We start from the raw sequence: 17,823 nt of genomic DNA, 5'->3' as shown, positions 1-17,823 counted from the left end.
CATCGGAGCGACGGAACGTTTTTTATCGATCCGAGAAAGGACGCCGTGCATTAGATAGGCATCTGAGAAGGCGACACCCACATATAGTGATAAAAGAATCGGATGTCATCTGAAAAGGGAGCTGTGTAAAATGGTGGGAATTAGCTTTGAGGAAGGCGCGCTCTTTGAGCTCCGATTTTGGCTGCAGATTTTGGGCGATCATGCGATGTTAATTCGGGATGACATTGCTCCAGGAGAGGCAGCGGAAATATCCAGAGCAGAGCAGTTCATTCAAGCCTTTGACAAATTGTTGTAATCAGCACGGCTGGACTTGGATGACGAGAGCATCGCTGCCTTGCTTCAATCTGTAAATCCTTGGACTTCACAATTGCGCACCTATACGCTTCATTTGCTGCAACGGTCGCTAACGGAGGATATTATCTTGACCCCGACGTTTTTTAATCATATGGTCAATGAGACCGAGGAAGCGATGCGCGTTTTTGCTGCACTCACAAGTAGCCAACTGCCTTCCCCGGGACCAACGATTCACCAGCATTTATTATGGCTTCAAACCGCATACGGCCATGCAGCCGGCTTAACAGACGAATTTGATCTGGTAGAGAAGAGCTGGAAAAATAAGAGCTCGGAATTCGAATGGTATTTTCAGACCTTTTATATCAAAGCTGTCGGGCTTGCGGGATATATGCGTACTCAATTGGCGGAGTTCCCTGCTTTGAGACGGTTTAATCAAGAAGTTAATACCATTTTGCTCCTCTTCATGAAATTTCTGTCCGAAGTAGAGGAGCTCTTTGCCGGTAAAGAATTGCAGGCAACGTTTTCACAGCTGATTCTCGATCATATGTACCGGGAAGAGTGCTATTATTTGACCAAACTCTCTCAAGCTGCTGCAGGCGTGCCCTGCCCTAATTGCGACCCTACCAAACCTAGAGCCGGTTACTAATTTAACTATGCTTCCCGATAGTTCAACAATACGCCATCCGTCGAAGTCTAGCATTCGTATCCTTCACAGAAAACAGGCCTGAAGACACCAACATGTTTTTTTATTCAACGTTGTGTTCTCATAGTCCTTGCTGTCGATATAGCTGAACCACGCCAGGAAATGCTCCAAATACTTAGTTGCTTCCCCGTTGAAGCGGTCCATCCATTTCTCCAGTCGGCTCTGTTGTCGTTCTGAATATGGTAAACGCTTTTGACGCAAAAGGTTAATGAAAATCTTTTTTGTATTTTGATACGTCGGAAACAGGAACAACGTGTAAGTATTCTTCTAGCGTTATCCCACGACTTTGAATGGCTTTCGAATCACTACTACCAACATAACGTATATGCCACGGTTCATATTTATAACCTGTAATGTTTTCTTTTCCTAACGGATAGCGAACGATAAAGCCGTAGTTGGAAGCATTTTTCTTTAACCAAGCAGCCTCTTTCGAATTGGCAAAACAAGATTCAGCAGCACATATTCCGTTTATTCCGCTAACATCAATTGCTAAGCCTGTCTGATGTTCACTGGTACCGGGAATCGCACTATAGGTTCTCGCTTTTGCAAAACCGTCTCGTTTTACATATTGGTTAAATAAAGCTTCTTGTGTAGCATAGGATCGATAGGCAGAAACTCCGCTTAAATAAATTCCATCGTTTTTAGCAGCGGCGAATAGTTTTTCTAATGCTTGTGCCGCTTCCATTCTCATTTCACGTTTTTCAATTTTTTCTTTAAATAAAAAAGGGACATTAGGATAGACTAAATCTTTTGGTACATAGTTAACAGGCATATAATATTTCTTATTCACCACAACTGCTATCGACGTAGGATAGGGCGTTAAAGTAACTGCACTTATCTTGGTAACATTCGAGATATCAATTTTATTTAATTTGTTTAAACTTCTGTTACAACCAGAAATGTTTATCAGCAAAAGAGCAAAAAGAAATGCATAAACGGTATATAATTTAAACATTCACTAATCCTCCTTTTTCTAATGCTTTTATATTTTCCTTTTAGATTAGGGGCTTTATTCATGAATTAAATACCAAGATTTCCTAAAAAATGATACTAAAAGTGATTGTAAATTGTAAAACATTACACTTATAGTATTTGGGGCATGAGTTGAACAATGGGGTTGCCGTAGCAATCCCTTTATTTATTAAACTAACTGGCAGTTGAAGAAGGATTTCCTTTTTTTGTTGGAGAAGTAAATAAGAAATACTGGGGATTTATTGATAATAAAAATTACTTTAAATAATTTTATCTAATAAAGTGAAGTTGTGAATGCTTTCACTTAAGTAATGTGGGCTTTTCTACAATAAGTGGAGACGCGGTACTATAAAGAAGAGACGGGGGTGAGTTTATGAATACATTTAAAGAGAAAAGAAAAGCCCGAAGAGAAAAGAGAAAAGAGGAAGGGAAGGAATCCAAATGGTGGGACATCCTTGATATCTTTTTGGATATAGCAGAATTAGTTGGACCAAGTCTTGTTAGGTCTATTCGGACAGCAATTAAATTCCTTGAACATCATTAGTTATATACTTGAAAGTTCTTAAAAGGTGGATGGCTAACGGATGCTAATATTGGAGATTCAGCTGCCATTGAGGCAGCTTTTCTTTTTTACGAGGGCATTACTTCAATAATGGAGTAATGCCATTTTCGTATTATAGTAATGTCTTAGTTCAGTGAATCAAGGATTAGCAATTGATATAAAGAATTTAGTAGCCAGGCAGACAAAAGCGAATGATTGCTGGAGATGACAATGTGGTTGTCCATAGTCATTTTACAACAATTCTCAACAACCCCATTTTTATAAGGTACGAGCCAATCTTGCAAACTTCATCTACATAATTATTCATTTGTTTTATTTCTACGTAGCTGTATTTATCTTTATGTACACGAATATTAATATACTGGGAATCGAAAGGTTATATGAAAACCGAGAGTTAGGAGTGAACGACTTGGATGTAATCGGAAAAAGTGTCATTCGTAAAGACGCGTGGGATAAAGTGACAGGCAGGGCGAAATACACAGATGATTACCAATCAGTCGGGATGCTTTCTTGCATTAAGGTCATCAGTCCTTATGGGCATGCCAGGATCACTGCGATTGACACGACAGAGGCGCTAAAAATTCCAGGAGTTAGGGCGATTATCGCGGGAGAACATTTTCCACTCACAGGTGAGTCCATCCGCGACCGACCGCCGATTGCTGTAGATAAGGTCCGTTATCATGGAGAAGTAGTTGCATTAGTTGTCGCTGATACTCCAGCACAGGCTAAGAAAGCAGCTAACCTGGTTCATGTCCACTATGAACTATTGCCAGTAGTAAATTCACCTACACAAGCGTTCCAAAAGAATGCTCCCCTCGTCCATGAAAGGTTAGACGAATACAAAAAGGAGAAAGATTCACACCCGGTTCCGGGAACAAACATTGCAACCCTTACGAAAATTCGCAAGGGCAATATGGAAAAAGGATGGTCTGACAGTGAGGTAACAGTAGAAGCTAGTTATTCCTTTGCACCTTCGGACCATGCCGCAATGGAAACAAGATGTTCATCGTGTGAGATTTTACCAGATGGAACAATCAATATAACGACCTCGTCTCAGGCGCCTTTTATGGTCAAAACACTTATAGGTAATTACTTTGGTGAGGATATTGGGAAAATTGTTGTTCACACGCCGTTTGTTGGAGGAGGCTACGGTGGAAAGGCACCCGTTCAGCTTGAAATACTTGCCTACTTGGCATCAAAGGCTGTTGGCGGCCGACTTGTAAGGGTTTTCAATACACGTGAAGAGGATATCATTACATCTCCATGTCACATTGGTTTGGATGCAACAGTTAAAATTGGGGCCGATCGTAACGGAAAAATTAAAGTGATGGAAATCCTTTATTTGTGGGATGGGGGTGCCTATTCCGATAAAGCCATTGATGTAACAAGATCAGGGGCAGTCGACTGTACAGGTCCCTATAATGTTGAGAATGTCTGGTGTGATTCATACTGTATGTATACCAATCATCCGTATGCATCCCCATTTAGAGGATTTTCTCATTCTGAGCTTTCCTTTGTGATTGAAAGGACATTGGACTTACTATCACAAAAACTGCAAATGGATCCCCTTCAACTCCGTTATATAAATGCCATCAGACTAGGAAATACAACACCGACAAGGGTTCCTTTAAATAAAAGCAATTTAGGAGACTTACCACATTGTATTGAGAAAGTAAGACATTTAATCAAATGGGACGAAGGGGCGATTAAAGAGATAAATGAACGCTTTGTTAGAGTAAAAGGCGTAAGCTGTAGCTGGAAAACGTCAACGATTGATGCCAACTCACCCTCAGGCGTTATTTTAACATTTAATCGGGATGGAAGTATCAATTTAATGTCAGGTCTTATCGAAATTGGAACTGGGACTAAGACTGTGCTAGCTCAAATTCTCGCCGAGAGACTTAAAATGGACGTCGATAAAATTCATGTACGAATGGAAGTCGATACCCAGACCACGCCAGAACATTGGAAAACCGTTGCAAGCCGGGGAACGTTTATGGCAGGTAGGGCTACCTTAAATGCCGCTGAAGATGTCATTACCCAATTAAAAGAAGTGGCATCATGTGTGTTAAGAGCACCAAAGGAAGATCTTGAAGTGGCAAATAGTCGGGTATTTTTGAGGGATGATCCATCCATTGGGCTTGATTTTAAAGATATTGGATATGGTTATAAGTATCCAAATGGTAACGCTATTGGGGGTCAAATCATTGGCAGAGGAAATTATATATTACGTCATATAACGAATTTGGATCCTGAAACAGGAGCTGGGAAGCCTGGTCCAGAGTGGTCTGTTGCGGCATATGGAGTAGAGGTAGAATTCGATCGCAGAAATTATACTTATCGACTTGTTAATGCTGCATGCGTGGTGGATGCAGGCAGGGTGATGAATGAAAAAACAGCATTAGGTCAAGTTATGGGGGCAATGAGTATGGGGTTAGCATTCGCAGGGAGAGAAACATTTTATTTTGATGATTTAGGGAGGGTTTTGAATCCGCAGCTTCGGACGTATCGCCCGCTCCACTATGGGGAGAATCCTAATTACTTGGTTGGTTTTGTTGAAAATCCACAGATTGATGCACCATACGGAGCCCGTGGAATAGGAGAACTAGGGTTAATGGGAATGCCTGGGGCTCTCGGAAATGCATTGTCCGTGGCCGCTGGTGTTTCGCTTCATAATCTTCCCTTAATTCCAGAATTAATTTGGAGAGCAAAGGAGAGGCAATAAAGGATATCTGGTAGAAAGGAATAACGGGTGTGATTGTAGAATTAAGCAATTGCTTTTTTTCTTCTTGAGCTAAGGTTCAGGTAAGTTCAGAAATATAGTGTAATTTTATATCTAAAAAGGTTAAACCAGAAAATAGGAGGGTACTATGTCGTCACAAAAAATTTTTTCAATAGGGAATATAACCTCTAATGATGGAACCATGCTCGGTTTTCGTAGAATCGGTATGGGGCCATCCCTCGTCATTGTTCCTGGCACTGCCCGAACTTCCGCACATTACATCCGACTTGCTGAAAGTCTTGCTGATCAATTTACCGTATATATTATAGATCGTCGAGGCCGGGGAAATAGTGGACCGCAAAGTACGAACTACAGTTTGAAAAAGGAGCAGGAAGATGTTGCTGCCGTTCTAAAAAAGGCAGAAGCTACTTTTCTTTTTGGACACAGCTACGGTGGATTGGTAGCACTTGATGTCGCCCTTGAGTATCCTCTTATGAAGCTTGCCATCTATGAACCGGGTGTTTCTATCAATGACTCACTTCCAATCATTTGGATATCTGATTACGAGGACGCGCTTGTACAAAAAAATTACTGTGAAGCTCATAAGATATTTCTTAAAGCTATGGGAGTAGATATTCCTGATGAACAGTTAGAGGAAATTATTCAAGCGATGTCCCAAAGCCCTGAATGGGAAGAAACCGTCATGCTTATGCCAACAATTGCAAATGAATTCAAAGAGGCTCATCGAGTAGACTCTACTTTCGAGAAATACAAAGGAATTGAGGCTGAAACGTTAATGTTGACTGGCACCTTGGGTACCGAAGGCTTTATTTTTTTCAATAAGATGGCCACTCAAGCATTGGAATCCGTCATTCCGAATCTAAACACCTTGACCCTACAAGGTCTCGACCATAATGCACCAGATATTCATGCACCGGATCAGGTAGCTCAGGTACTTAAAGATTTCTTTTTATAAAGCCTATTTATTATTCGTTGATATTCCTATAAAGGATTTCCTACCAAGTAGATATTAAAGTTGGACTATGAAAATGAATTAAAAGTATTTTTGAAAAGTAATTGGACCTTAAATTTAGAGTCTTTTTTTTCTTAATTGCATTATCTTCATTTCAACACTTGTCATATTCAAATTATCTAAATAATATATTTATCTTGGTGAGAATAATCGAAAGGGGTGTAATTATGGGGTATACGGATAAATACGAAAGGGATGCCTATGGGATAGTAGCCTTTTGGTTGCGAAATAATTTAGAGCATGGTCAATTTTTTGACAGGGAAATAAGTCATCATGAACTGGAATTAGCCCGTGCAAACCAGAGTATGGTTCAGAGTTTGGGAGGGATATGGCAGAGGGCGGAAGCGAAACAGGGGGATCTTGGTATTTTAATTAATGAATCTTCGCAAGCTATAAGCGAATTTCGTAATTTCCTTATAGGTGGAATGAATAAGGCATTACACTGTGAATTGATTGTTTCGACGCAAGTAGCACTTATGGATCATATGATAAGAGAAGCCGAGGAGTCACAGAAAGTATTTAATTTAATACAAAGTGGCAGTCAAGTTTTCGTAGCGGATGCGGTCATACATGAAAGTACGTTTTGGTTAAGACAAATGGCTGATCATCTTGCTTTTGTTCAGCATTATTTAGATACATCAAATTATGAACTACAAGATAGGGTTAGAAGAATGACACAAAAGTTTGAACGATTTTTACTCCAAGCAAATGCACTTAGAACAATAGTACGAAAACCACGTACTGAGATGCTACCAGTTTTAAATGCTTTTAGGCAAATGATTATTCGCGAAGCTAAGGATTTAGAAGCATTTAAATTAGAATTAGACACTCTAATCAAGCAGTGTGCCGCTATTACAACTGCACCGCCAGATTTATTAGAGCATCTTGCCAGAGAAGCCCATCACCTATGGAGAAACTTAGAAGAGGGAATTATAACATAACTCCACTTTGGAGATTGTAATAGCGGAAAAGTCTTGATTTAATAGGGAAGCCCGATTACCTTAACATATTTATGGCGTCTCTTTATTATTAGAAAAGCGTTGGGTAAATATTATTGCCATAATTGTCATATAATTCTTTTTGAACTAAAGGGGGCGATGCTTAAATAAGGCGACGCCTTTTTCTAGTTCGACTAACGAAGCAAATTGTGAAGAATTGAAATACACCCTTAAGGTTCAATCGTTAAGTATAAAGGGAAAACAGCAGGTGCATACAAGGATGAGATTGGCAACCTATATATTGTAGATACAACCTGTACCCACTGTGGTTGTGAATGTCTATGGAATGAAGCTGAAAAGTCATGGGATTACCCATGCCATGGTTCCCGTTATACTTATGAAGGTGATGTGATTGATGGTCCTGGTGTTCATGGATTAAATAAATTGGTGCCAACACTAGAATTAATCTGAAAAACCGTAGAGTTTCTATGATAGAGGAATTGGGAAGCAGCATTTAACCCTATTTCTGTATTTCACTAACGAGGAGCAATAATAAATATAAATGGATATGAAGGATCTTATAGATGAGTGCATTATTTCAACAATGAACTAATCTGAATTTTTATGGGATTGTGAAGAAGTGTACTTAAAGTAACGGGTACTTTTCTTAAATAACTAGCTTGCGAATGCGGCAGCTTTTTTCTTATGCAGCTTTCTTATTTAGCCGATGATTCAGTAGCGTTTTCCGCTGGTTTAGGCTATTTTTTACATTTTTCTTTTATCATTAAGCTTTTTCTATTTTGGAGGCAAGAAACAAATGTTTAGTTTTCAAAAAGAAAAAGAAGGTTGGGCGGTCCCTTCTTTTCTGGAGGTTATGTGTAACTGCATAATATGGCTTCACAATAACATATGGCTTGCCTTATTTTTTGGCATGGGCATTCTTTACTTTTAGTAAAAATAAGGAAGTATCCTATATAAAAAGAAAAAGCCTATGAAAGTCTTTTTTTCGTAAAAATTTGTGTGAATTATTTAATACCAAGGTGTTCCTACAATGATAAGCAGGATAAATAACACAACAATCAAAACGAAAGCGCTACCGCCATAGAAAACGCCGCCGTAGCCAAAGCCGCAGTCACCCCATCCCCAAAATCCAAGGTATCCCCAAAACATCATAGCTGCCGTTTTAGTTTGCCTTAAAAAGCGGCGACATCTGGATCAGCAGTATGAGATTGTTTTGGGAATAGGAATCCTGTGGTGTAGGGTGACGATTGACCTTTTAATCGAAAAGCTTTTTCAATTTCAACCGCAGCACGTCGTGCATCTTCTACGGTTCGCTTACCAGTAACAATTTCGTTCATCAAGTTTAAAGCCATAAAATTCGCCGCTTCTTGATCGCATTTAGCTGTAGCTTCACCAGCCGTTCGGTCTGGATATAAACTACCATCAAACTCTGCTAATTCATCAAAAAATTGAACAGGAACTTTATAATCAATGGTTTGTTCTAAATAATCAAGATGGGGTGTTGGAGAGTTATGAGGTACTGTATCAAGGTGAACAATCGTACGCTTCCAAGGACCATTGTTATACCAGATAATTCTTCTTGAACTTGCTTCATTAGGTAAACCATATTTATTGATTAACAAATAAACTGTATTTTTTGGTTCCCCAGTCCAACTCTCCAAAATTTGATCTAAAATTGGATGAATACTGGGATGTTGACGATAAAAACCGCTAAGTCTATAATCCATATAAAATCCCTCCTGACCTATTTTATACTGGTAATTTGTCTATTGTTACAGTGGGCAGATTTATTCCCTCCCACCATCGAACTGTTGTCATCCTATAGTTTTTAAATATTCCCCGTACTATGACTCTTAAAATTAACACTAAATTAAAGAGTGATGATTCCCTAGTTGTTTTCTATTTAAATCGAATTGTGAGAATTTTCACTTAAACTACCATGGAAGTACAAAACAGTGAAAATCTAAAAATGATAATGCTAAAGTAGACCCAGCTAAGATAGGATCTAAACAAAAAGCTATGGAAGAAGAAATCGAGTCTCTAAAAACTAGATTTATAGAAATTGAAAAGAAATTAAATTTATTATCTTAAATAGGGTTTGAAATCATTAAATTTCAAACCCTATTTACATTGAAATTTAAAGTATGGACCCATTAAGGTTTTTGTTTTTTTATCAAAATCAACAGTATCATTAACATTGCGTTAAAAATATAAAAAGTGTGTGAATAAATTCACTTAAAGAAATGCCATTTTCTTTTTCAAATAACTGATCAGGAAGAAGGAATTCCAATCTTTTTATTGAATTATTATAAAAATCAAATTTCAAAATGAGTATCGAAGCTAAAAAATCATTATGGAAAAATTGTTTTTTAATTAAACCATTTATTCCTCCAATGGTTAACGGAAACAAAATGGAAGAGTTCGATACAGTGGAAATTGCTAATAAACTAGAATTCTTCAAGTTCCATCCAGGTGAAAATGGCATTCATTTGAAGGCTATGGCGAGAATCAATATTTTGTTGACCCAAAAAAACTCTTGTTAACTACTCCACAGAAAGAAAGGGGAAAAATTATGAAACAATTAAAGATTGCTTGCAACCCTGAATCAATGAATTTCTTTTCAACAACTCGAGAAACTATTGGATTAGGATGCACTGATTATACAGATGTAGCTGCAGTGGTTGTAACTGATGAAGAAACAAGCTTCATTAATGAAGTAGATAGCACAAAATTTGGTATTCCAGTATTTGTGATTAAATCAAGTTTAACTAAACTTGCAGATGACCTCGTTGGTAAAGTTTACCGCATTATGGATGGCAATCATTTTGACACAAACCTTTATAGCAGACAAATTGAAGAAGCAGCATCCCAGTATGAAGCAAATTTACTGCCACCATTTTTTAAATCATTAACAAGTTATGTGGATCAAGGAAATGTTCAATTTGCCACCCCAGGACACCAAGGTGGACAATTTTTCCGTAAACACCCTACTGGACGAGCTTTCTATGAATATTATGGAGAAAACCTATTCCGTTCAGATCTTTGCTGCTCCGATGTGGCATTAGGAGATTTATTAATTCATGAAGGTCCTCCAGTGGATGCTGAACAACATGCTGCAAAGGTGTTTAATGCTGATAAAACATACTTCGTTATGAATGGTACTAGTACTGCAAATGCCGTTGTGGCGAATGCTGTCGTAGCACCTGGCGATTTAGTATTGTTTGACAGAAACAACCATAAATCAGTTTATAATAGCGCTTTAGTGCAAGCAGGTGGTATTCCTGTTTATTTAGAAACTGCCCGCAACCCATTTGGATTTATCGGCGGGATTAATGACCACTGCTTCGATGAAGATTATTTAAGATTACAAATTGCTAATGTTGCACAAGACAAAGTAGACGCAAAAAGACCATTTAGGTTAGCCGTTATTCAATTAGGAACTTACGATGGTACCATTTATAACGCACGTCAAGTTGTCGATCGAATTGGACATCTTTGCGATTATATCTTATTTGACTCTGCATGGGTTGGTTATGAACAATTTATTCCAATGATGAAAGACTGTTCACCACTATTGTTAGAACTTAATGAAAATGACCCTGGAATTTTTGTTACACAGTCTGTTCACAAACAACTAGCTGCATTGTCACAAGCATCACAAATTCATAAAAAAGATAGTCATATTAAAGGACAAAAACGTTATGTAGATCATAAACGTTTCAACAATTCCTTTATGATGTATGCTTCAACAAGTCCGTTATATCCATTGTATGCAAGTATGGATGTAAACGCTAGAATGCACGATGGCGAGGCAGGAATTAAGATATGGGCAGACTGCGTTAAGCTTGGCGTTGAAACAAGAAAATCAGTATTAAAAAATTGTTCTTTAATTAAACCATTTTTTCCACAAGTAATTAACGGTAAGAAATGGGAAGAACATGACACAGAAGAAATTGCTAATAATCTAGAATTCTTCAAATTCCATCCAGGTGAAAAATGGCATTCATTTGAAGGCTATGGCGAGAACCAATATTTTGTTGACCCAAATAAATTGTTGTTAACTACTCCTGGTATCAATGCTGAAACAGGTGAATATGAAGATTCTGGTATCCCAGCTACTATTCTTTGCAACTTCTTAAGAGAAAATGGAATTATTCCTGAGAAAAATGATTTGAATTCCATTGTATTCTTACTAACTCCTGCTTCAACTGAAACAAAAATGCAAAACCTAGTATCACAATTTGTCCGTTTTGAACAATATGTAAGGGAAGATGCACCTTTAATTGTTGTACTTCCAAAAATTTATAACAAGAATAGAGATCGTTATAAAGGCTATACGATTGGAATGCTATGTCAAGAAATGCATGACTTCTATAAAACTAGAAATGTTAAAAAATATCAAAGACAATTATTTAGTAAAGCTACATTACCAGAATCAGCAATGCTCCCTCAACAAGCTAGATATGAGTTAATCCGCAACAACTCTAAATTGGTGCCATTAACTGACATTGTAGGAAAGGTAGCTTTAGAAGGTGCCCTACCTTATCCTCCAGGAATCTTCTGTGTTGTTCCTGGTGAAAGATGGAATGAGACAGTACAACAATATTTCTTAGCTTTAGAAGAAGGAATTAATAATTTCCCTGGTTTCTCTCCTGAAATTCAAGGCGTTTACCTTGAAGAACAAGAAGATGGCAAAGTTAAAGCTTTTGGATATGTTTTAGACAAAGAACCTGCGTCTGAACAAACCAGTCAAGAGGAGAAAGTAACAGCACGAGTATAAAGATTAAAAAAAGATCAAATTTGGATAATCTTAAGTGAAAAATTCATGCGATTTTATTGATTGAGGAGAGAAAAGTGATGTTGGGAAATAAATGTAGAAAGATTAAATGAAAATATCGTTATTAAATAACAATTAGCTAAGGTTGAAATTCCTATTTCTGATATTCTAGAAGTAACTTTAGATGATACATATGGTGGAAGAGATAAGGAAGCTATAAGAATCGGTACTCCATTTGGGACTACTGACAGAGTTTTTATTAAAACGAAAACGATCAACTACATCTTGTTCACGACAAATTATATTTCTATTATGAATAAAATAAATTCAGCTATTGCGTAATTTGATTAGTAACGAGTGTTTTAAATTGGTTAAATAGGGGTTGTCATACAACTCCTTTTTTATTGTTTGGCTGTGTTAAAGGTCATTGTTGATTTTTGAAACTATGTTGATTGGAGCGGAAGGCGCGAGATCCTCGAAAATGCTATCGCATTTCCTTCGTGAGGTGTTGATTCAAGGATGCTGATTCAACGTCCTGCGGGAGTACGGGGCAGGGGAGACCCCACAGGCGCTAAAGCGCCGAGGAGGCTCCCCGGAACGCCCGCGGAAAGCGAAGCGCCTGGAGCGCAAATCAACAGACAAGTTTAACACAGCCTATTGTTTAATAGGATAATATTGCAGAATTAAAAAAACTCTTTTTACGCTAACGGTTCAAGAAAGTTAAACAAATATCTGAAATAAAGGGATTCACTAATAATCTAAAGAAATAAATAAAAAATACTTTATGATGAGCTGAATTGAATGAACATAGGTGGAGAGTACTTGAAAACAGTTATCCAACGGTTTAGAGAAACAAAAATAACAGCTGAAAAGGCAATACAACAATTAACCGAAAGTGAATTATTTTGGTCTCCGAATGAAGAATCCAATAGTGTCGCTATTATTGTAAAACACATGAGTGGTAATATGGTCTCTCGCTGGACAGATTTCTTCACTACAGATGGCGAAAAACTATTTCGAAATCGGGATGATGAATTTGGGGGAGATATACAAACCAAAGAACAAGTTATGGAATTGTGGGAGCTGGGGTGGGAAACTTTTTTAACTGCATTGAAAGATATTCACGAAGACGATCTCTTAAAAACAATTATCATCCGAAATGAACTCCATACAGTTATAGAAGCGATTGAACGCCAAATGTACCATTATTCCTATCATGTTGGTCAAATCGTTTATATAGCGAAAAATTTAAAATCAAGTAATTGGAACACACTAACTATTCCTCGGAAAAAGTAACGAATGTGTTGTTTATTAAACTACGAACGGGGGATTTCTTAACTATGGGGGTCCTAAAGGTGGTGGATGCATTTGGATATAGCAGTGTTCTTTTTGGTTTTAGTAGTTTTATTATTACTCATATTGGCTATTTGGATGATATTTCGTGGAATTAAAGGAGGATATTCAATTTACCAAGATATGAAAGGCTCTAAACAAAAAGCTGTGGAAGAAGAAATCGAGTCTCTAAAAAATAGATTGGAAGAAATTGAAAAGAAATTAAATTTATAATTTTTAATAGGGTTTATAATCTTAAATTTCAAACCCCATTTACATTGAAATTTAAAGTATTGTTCCATTAAGTTTTTTGTTTTTTATCAAAATCTACAGTTTCATTTACATAGCCTTAAAATTATAAAATGTGTGTGAATAAATTCACTTAATGTACGAACGGGGGGCATTACTTCAACAAGGAGGTAATGCCATTTTCTTTTTTAAATAACGGATCAGGTCAATGGAAAAAGGAAATTCCAATCTTTTTATTGAATTATTATAAAAAGTAAATTTGAAAATTAAGGAGTGTTAGTGTGGGTGCTTGGGGAACAGGATTATTTGATGATGATACGACTTGTGATGTGAGAGATAGTTTTATTGACTACTTGGATGAAGGAAATACACCTGAAGAAGCTACGCAGTTAATCTTAGAGGAATATTTGGACTAGTTTGATCCCGAAGATGATTTGGAGGTAATGTCTTTAGTTTATATCGGTCTTTCATCCATACAAATGAAGAAAAAATGCCTTCAAGAACAAGTGCGTAAAACAGCTATAGACTTAATTGAACGTGGTGCAGACCTTGAGCTTTGGGAAGAGGCTGATACCAAAGACTATGAAAAACGGAAGAAAATTTTAAGAGAATTTAAGGAAAAACTAATTAACTTTTAAAGCCGGTTATTCAATAGACAGGTGCTTTACAAGAATATATGACTGCCAAAAATGGTAGTCTTTTTCTTATATTTTTCTTATAAAGCTAATGAGGATGATAATTAAAGAAGGTGAGTAGTCTTTGTTTATTGAAATAATAAGGCAAGAATGTAAAGTGAAAATTACCAAAAAACCACAGAAAAGGAGTGGGATTTATTGTTAAAAGTAATTGCTTATGATAAAGCAAAATACCACTATGAAGGTGATTTCCCAAAAAAATTATCAATTAATTAAGCATTTGTACATACAGGAATGTTCTTAGGGTGGATAATTGATAATAATTTATTCAGTAAAGAGTTTGAAGAAGAAACTATAATGGTGATAAAAAGGTTTAAACATAGAGAACTAACTGGTACTCAAATATATATGAATTGGGATGGTGTTTTAGCTAGTGATATGTTAAATGATGAAGGAAATGAGTTTGCAAAAAATTATTTTGATTTTGATACTGGATTATTTCTACAGGATTATGAAGAAACATTTCCTGAAATAGAAACAATTTATCATGTGGAAGACACGTGGGAGAACTACAATAAAATTAAAAACGTAATTGATAAAAGATATTTGGAATGGGTTAATCAACGACCAAAGTTTGGTTCAGGGAAGAGAAGTATTATCTTTGAATACGAATTTAATAATGAATCAAAGAAACTTGAAAATCCAACTCTTGAAATGATTTTGGAAAACCTAAACGAAATCAATCCTCGTATTAAGTCATTTTTCATCCTCACTAATGAATCAGGTGACTTTATTCAATGTGCTGGTGCGAAATCAAGACTTACCATAGAATATAAGCATTCGAACATTATTTCGATATTGGGTTTAGAAAAAGAGAATAAGGAAATAATTTCAATAAATTATAGTTGAGGACCAATTACTATTCAAAGAAACGAAGTTTTAACTATTATTGATGCAATTAAAACTTTTAAGTCTTTTTATCAACCTGGAAAAATCCCTAATGGCTATATACTACGTCATTTAATTGATAAGCAGGGGTAGTTATGCAACTAAAGGGTGAATTTGTAAAAATATCAAAAGGTGATCAAATAATGAGTATACAAGTTAAACTGAAAGATATCATTGAGGAAATGGAAATACAGTTTGAAGAGTCACGTTCGTTACTAAATATTATAACTGGTGAAATCGTGTTAGTAACATCGGAGGACCTGAGAGCTGCTGAAGACGAAAAACCATTTGATCATTTACCTGAATGGGAACAGGAAAATAGAATGATCGCAATGGATGTGGTTGAAAACTTTGAAAATTATATTGAGTTACCAACTATATATGAAGTGAATGAATATGAAATTATGGAAAACTTCTGTCTTACAGTAAGTGATCAACGAAAGCAAGAGTCCTTATTAAGGGCAATTAAGGGAAAGGGTGCCTTTAGAAGATTTAAGGATAAAATTATCGATTTAGAATTGGAAGAACAATGGTATTCATACCGAGATGAGCAATTTAAACAAATTGCGATTGAATGGTGTCAGGAAAATAACGTAAATTATATTGAATAGAAAAGCAGGGGCGATTACTGAACAAAGGGTAATCGCTTTTGTGCGACGGGCAGTCGCACCTTTACAAGAATGAATTTACCGTTAAAGGTTGGGGTATGTTACTTCGTTAATAACATACCCCGAATCCAGGGAAAAGGACATTCCTGGTATTTCTGTATGCCCTTTTTACTCAACAGGGGTATTTTGTTAGAAATTAAAATCTAGAATCATCTTACTGGTTTGACCTGTAAATTTATAATAATAGGACCCTTTTAAGCTTTCCAAGTCACCGGTAGCTTTAATGATTGTTCCGGGAGAATCTAGATTTCCTTTATCAAATATTCCTTGCTCTATTGCTGTAAATGTCCCTTTTTTTCCCTTATAAGTACCTTCGAAATGTAGAAATCCGGAAATTTTAGAAGTGGCCAAGTGACCATCATCAACGCTTGACTCTACATAATATAATAAATATTCAACAAAAGCTTTTCCATTTAATTCACCCTCAATATCATATTCGACATGGGCAATATTAATAGGGAAATCTTTTCTACTGTCATCAACTGGCTTTTCAGCCCATTTGCTTACTGTAAATGTTACCTCCATACGCGTAAAACTCCCTTCATTATTAGATAGTAATTCACTTCTAGTATATCACCCAAAAAATGCCATTAATAGTAATGTTGGAATGTTTTTATTTTATTGTTCTTTACTAACTTTGTGAAGTATTACACTTAAGGACGGGGAGTGAGTTGAACAATGGGGTTGTCGTAGCAATCCCTCTAATAAACTAAATGGCAGTATAGTTGAAGAAGTAGGAGTCTGTAATTCTAGGTAATAACTATACAACTAGAGGAAATTTTAAAAAGAAAGATATACTTTACATATATTTGAATTATTAATGATATTAATCAATTGATGTCCATGTGTGAGTTTCCCAAGGTGGATTGCTTATCCGCTTTTACGAAGGGGTGGCTTAGGGTATACCTATCTATAGAGAGACCGTCCCATAGAATAAGGGACGGTCTTATAATGCTAATCATTTAAACCTTTAGTCACTACTTTCATCGCAGAACTCGTTGTTGCTTTCGTCATTGCATTGGTCATCATCATCTACAAGGCATAGCTTGTCCGGATGATTTTTAAGGAATTTTAATTCATGCAAGCAAGCAATCTCTAAATGACCTGCGTCGGTAGGATGTACATCAGGTGGCACTTCACAGAAATGTGTCCACGTACAAACCTTCCACTGAGTGGTGTTAGTAAACTGTCCAAGAAAATCCGCATGAACATCAACCACTTTATAATGAAACTTGAAACGGTTTGTTTTAATTACATTATTTATTTGCTGAATAAATAACTCTGCCGTATTGAAATTTGGGTCATTGCCTTTGAAAGGGTTGTAAACGGTCATTACAAAAATTTCAGCATGGGAACGAATACTTTTTCGAATTTCCTTCATAATCAGGGGCCAGTTTTGGGCAAAAGTAGCGACGGCATTTGGCAAACAGTTAGGTGTTGGATGAAGTAAGCAATTAAATAAATCGGCGCCACCACTGCTAATGGTAATTAAATCCGCTTTTTTGACTGCTTCTCGTGTGACTGCATCGGTTTGCAACTGCTGAAGTAAAAGAGTGCTCGTAAAAGCAGGAGTAGCGCGATTAGTTAAATTCACACATGGGAATATTGTCGCCAAGAAGTCACGAAAGTAATACACGTATCCGTATCTTTTAGGAGGATCGACTACAAATGAAGCACCAATTCCTGCTGCAATAGAATTTCCAAGAGCGGTATATTGAAAACAGTCGTGGTGATGGTGTTCTTGTAAATCAGACACATAATCACCTCCTTTCAATAAATTCAATAGTATACTATTATTCAAGATTAGAATTATGAACGGCAGTAGTCTATTTGTTAGCGAAAATGATGTACCTCAATTTATTTTATTTATTCTTTCAATTATTAAGCTAACGAGGGATGACTTCAATAATGGGGTAATGCCATTTTCTAAATTATAGTAACTGGCAGAATAGTTTAATAAGAAATGGTT

17 protein-coding genes and 3 pseudogenes are annotated in these 17,823 nt (G+C 36.6%); 15 read left to right on the top strand and 5 right to left on the bottom strand.

Annotation, left to right across the window (positions count from 1 at the left end; all coding sequences use genetic code 11):
* The first annotated feature begins 130 nt into the window (after nucleotides 1–130).
* Both BN1082_RS28430 and BN1082_RS23650 read left to right on the top strand, forming a co-directional pair.
* Entirely contained in the window at nucleotides 131–295 is a 165-nt protein-coding gene (locus BN1082_RS28430) for a DUF2935 domain-containing protein (protein WP_245640534.1), read from the top strand.
* A gap of 15 nt (nucleotides 296–310) precedes the next feature.
* Nucleotides 311–940: a DUF2935 domain-containing protein gene (locus BN1082_RS23650; protein WP_245640533.1), complete on the top strand. Its 630-nt coding sequence runs from the start codon at nucleotides 311–313 to the stop codon at nucleotides 938–940.
* A gap of 262 nt (nucleotides 941–1,202) precedes the next feature.
* On the opposite strand, the gene BN1082_RS23645 is transcribed toward BN1082_RS23650, so the two are convergent.
* Nucleotides 1,203–1,952, bottom strand: coding sequence for a M15 family metallopeptidase (locus BN1082_RS23645; RefSeq protein WP_090639113.1), 750 nt, complete (start codon nucleotides 1,950–1,952; stop codon nucleotides 1,203–1,205).
* Nucleotides 1,953–2,342: 390 nt separating this feature from the next.
* Between BN1082_RS23645 and BN1082_RS27875 the strand changes: the two genes are divergently transcribed.
* The 5 genes from BN1082_RS27875 to BN1082_RS23625 all read left to right on the top strand — a co-directional run bounded on the left by BN1082_RS27875 (nucleotide 2,343) and on the right by BN1082_RS23625 (nucleotide 7,695).
* Nucleotides 2,343–2,513: a hypothetical protein gene (locus BN1082_RS27875; RefSeq protein WP_176699925.1), complete on the top strand. Its 171-nt coding sequence runs from the start codon at nucleotides 2,343–2,345 to the stop codon at nucleotides 2,511–2,513.
* Between the two features lie 427 nt (nucleotides 2,514–2,940).
* Nucleotides 2,941–5,256, top strand: a complete 2,316-nt coding sequence (locus BN1082_RS23640) for a xanthine dehydrogenase family protein molybdopterin-binding subunit (protein ID WP_245640532.1) — start codon at nucleotides 2,941–2,943, stop codon at nucleotides 5,254–5,256.
* 145 nt (nucleotides 5,257–5,401) lie between these two features.
* Nucleotides 5,402–6,229, top strand: a complete 828-nt coding sequence (locus tag BN1082_RS23635; protein WP_090639107.1) for an alpha/beta fold hydrolase — start codon at nucleotides 5,402–5,404, stop codon at nucleotides 6,227–6,229.
* Nucleotides 6,230–6,453: 224 nt separating this feature from the next.
* Nucleotides 6,454–7,227: a DUF2935 domain-containing protein gene (locus BN1082_RS23630; protein WP_090639105.1), complete on the top strand. Its 774-nt coding sequence runs from the start codon at nucleotides 6,454–6,456 to the stop codon at nucleotides 7,225–7,227.
* A 237-nt stretch (nucleotides 7,228–7,464) separates the two neighbouring features.
* Nucleotides 7,465–7,695 (top strand): Rieske 2Fe-2S domain-containing protein, encoded by a 231-nt coding sequence (locus tag BN1082_RS23625; protein ID WP_090639203.1) that lies wholly within the window; start codon nucleotides 7,465–7,467, stop codon nucleotides 7,693–7,695.
* Nucleotides 7,696–8,253: 558 nt separating this feature from the next.
* On the opposite strand, the gene BN1082_RS23620 is transcribed toward BN1082_RS23625, so the two are convergent.
* Together BN1082_RS23620 and BN1082_RS23615 are read right to left on the bottom strand one after the other, a co-directional pair.
* Nucleotides 8,254–8,394 carry a YjcZ family sporulation protein gene (locus BN1082_RS23620; RefSeq protein WP_090639102.1) on the bottom strand — a complete coding sequence of 47 codons (141 nt, stop codon included), beginning with the start codon at nucleotides 8,392–8,394 and terminating at the stop codon, nucleotides 8,254–8,256.
* 23 nt (nucleotides 8,395–8,417) lie between these two features.
* On the bottom strand, nucleotides 8,418–8,972 hold the full coding sequence (locus BN1082_RS23615) for a hypothetical protein (protein ID WP_090639100.1): 555 nt from the start codon (nucleotides 8,970–8,972) through the stop codon (nucleotides 8,418–8,420).
* Between the two features lie 600 nt (nucleotides 8,973–9,572).
* On the opposite strand from BN1082_RS23615, the gene BN1082_RS28420 reads away from it, so the two are divergent.
* The 8 genes and pseudogenes from BN1082_RS28420 to BN1082_RS23575 all read left to right on the top strand — a co-directional run bounded on the left by BN1082_RS28420 (nucleotide 9,573) and on the right by BN1082_RS23575 (nucleotide 15,797).
* On the top strand, nucleotides 9,573–9,788 hold the full coding sequence (locus tag BN1082_RS28420) for a hypothetical protein (protein WP_245640531.1): 216 nt from the start codon (nucleotides 9,573–9,575) through the stop codon (nucleotides 9,786–9,788).
* A gap of 29 nt (nucleotides 9,789–9,817) precedes the next feature.
* A complete protein-coding gene (gene speC, locus BN1082_RS23605) occupies nucleotides 9,818–12,025 on the top strand; it encodes an ornithine decarboxylase (RefSeq protein ID WP_090639096.1) in 2,208 nt (735 codons plus the stop codon).
* A gap of 87 nt (nucleotides 12,026–12,112) precedes the next feature.
* Nucleotides 12,113–12,364, top strand: a pseudogene (locus tag BN1082_RS28415) (SunI/YnzG family protein).
* Nucleotides 12,365–12,823: 459 nt separating this feature from the next.
* A complete protein-coding gene (locus BN1082_RS23595) occupies nucleotides 12,824–13,318 on the top strand; it encodes a DUF1572 family protein (RefSeq protein ID WP_090639094.1) in 495 nt (164 codons plus the stop codon).
* Nucleotides 13,319–13,390: 72 nt separating this feature from the next.
* The gene (locus BN1082_RS23590) at nucleotides 13,391–13,588 is read left to right on the top strand and encodes a DUF5320 domain-containing protein (RefSeq protein WP_090639091.1); all 198 of its coding nucleotides are present in this window, start codon (nucleotides 13,391–13,393) and stop codon (nucleotides 13,586–13,588) included.
* A gap of 296 nt (nucleotides 13,589–13,884) precedes the next feature.
* A pseudogene (locus BN1082_RS23585) lies at nucleotides 13,885–14,241 on the top strand (MarR family transcriptional regulator).
* 195 nt (nucleotides 14,242–14,436) lie between these two features.
* A pseudogene (locus BN1082_RS23580) lies at nucleotides 14,437–14,853 on the top strand (DUF7832 domain-containing protein); the annotation flags it as partial.
* A 476-nt stretch (nucleotides 14,854–15,329) separates the two neighbouring features.
* On the top strand, nucleotides 15,330–15,797 hold the full coding sequence (locus tag BN1082_RS23575) for a UPF0158 family protein (RefSeq protein WP_090639201.1): 468 nt from the start codon (nucleotides 15,330–15,332) through the stop codon (nucleotides 15,795–15,797).
* Nucleotides 15,798–15,983: 186 nt separating this feature from the next.
* Here the strand turns inward: BN1082_RS23575 and BN1082_RS23570 are convergent, their stop codons facing one another.
* Nucleotides 15,984–16,379 carry a DUF3224 domain-containing protein gene (locus BN1082_RS23570; RefSeq protein WP_090639089.1) on the bottom strand — a complete coding sequence of 132 codons (396 nt, stop codon included), beginning with the start codon at nucleotides 16,377–16,379 and terminating at the stop codon, nucleotides 15,984–15,986.
* A 445-nt stretch (nucleotides 16,380–16,824) separates the two neighbouring features.
* Nucleotides 16,825–17,610, bottom strand: a complete 786-nt coding sequence (locus BN1082_RS23565; RefSeq protein ID WP_176699924.1) for a GDSL-type esterase/lipase family protein — start codon at nucleotides 17,608–17,610, stop codon at nucleotides 16,825–16,827.
* Between the last annotated feature and the right edge of the window lie 213 nt (nucleotides 17,611–17,823).

It is taken from the genome of Neobacillus massiliamazoniensis, from assembly GCF_001048695.1.
GTDB classification, from domain to species: Bacteria; Bacillota; Bacilli; order Bacillales; family Cytobacillaceae; genus Neobacillus; species Neobacillus massiliamazoniensis.
The sequence above is the reverse complement of the archived record's forward strand: the minus strand, read 5'-3'. Positions and strand labels throughout refer to the sequence as shown.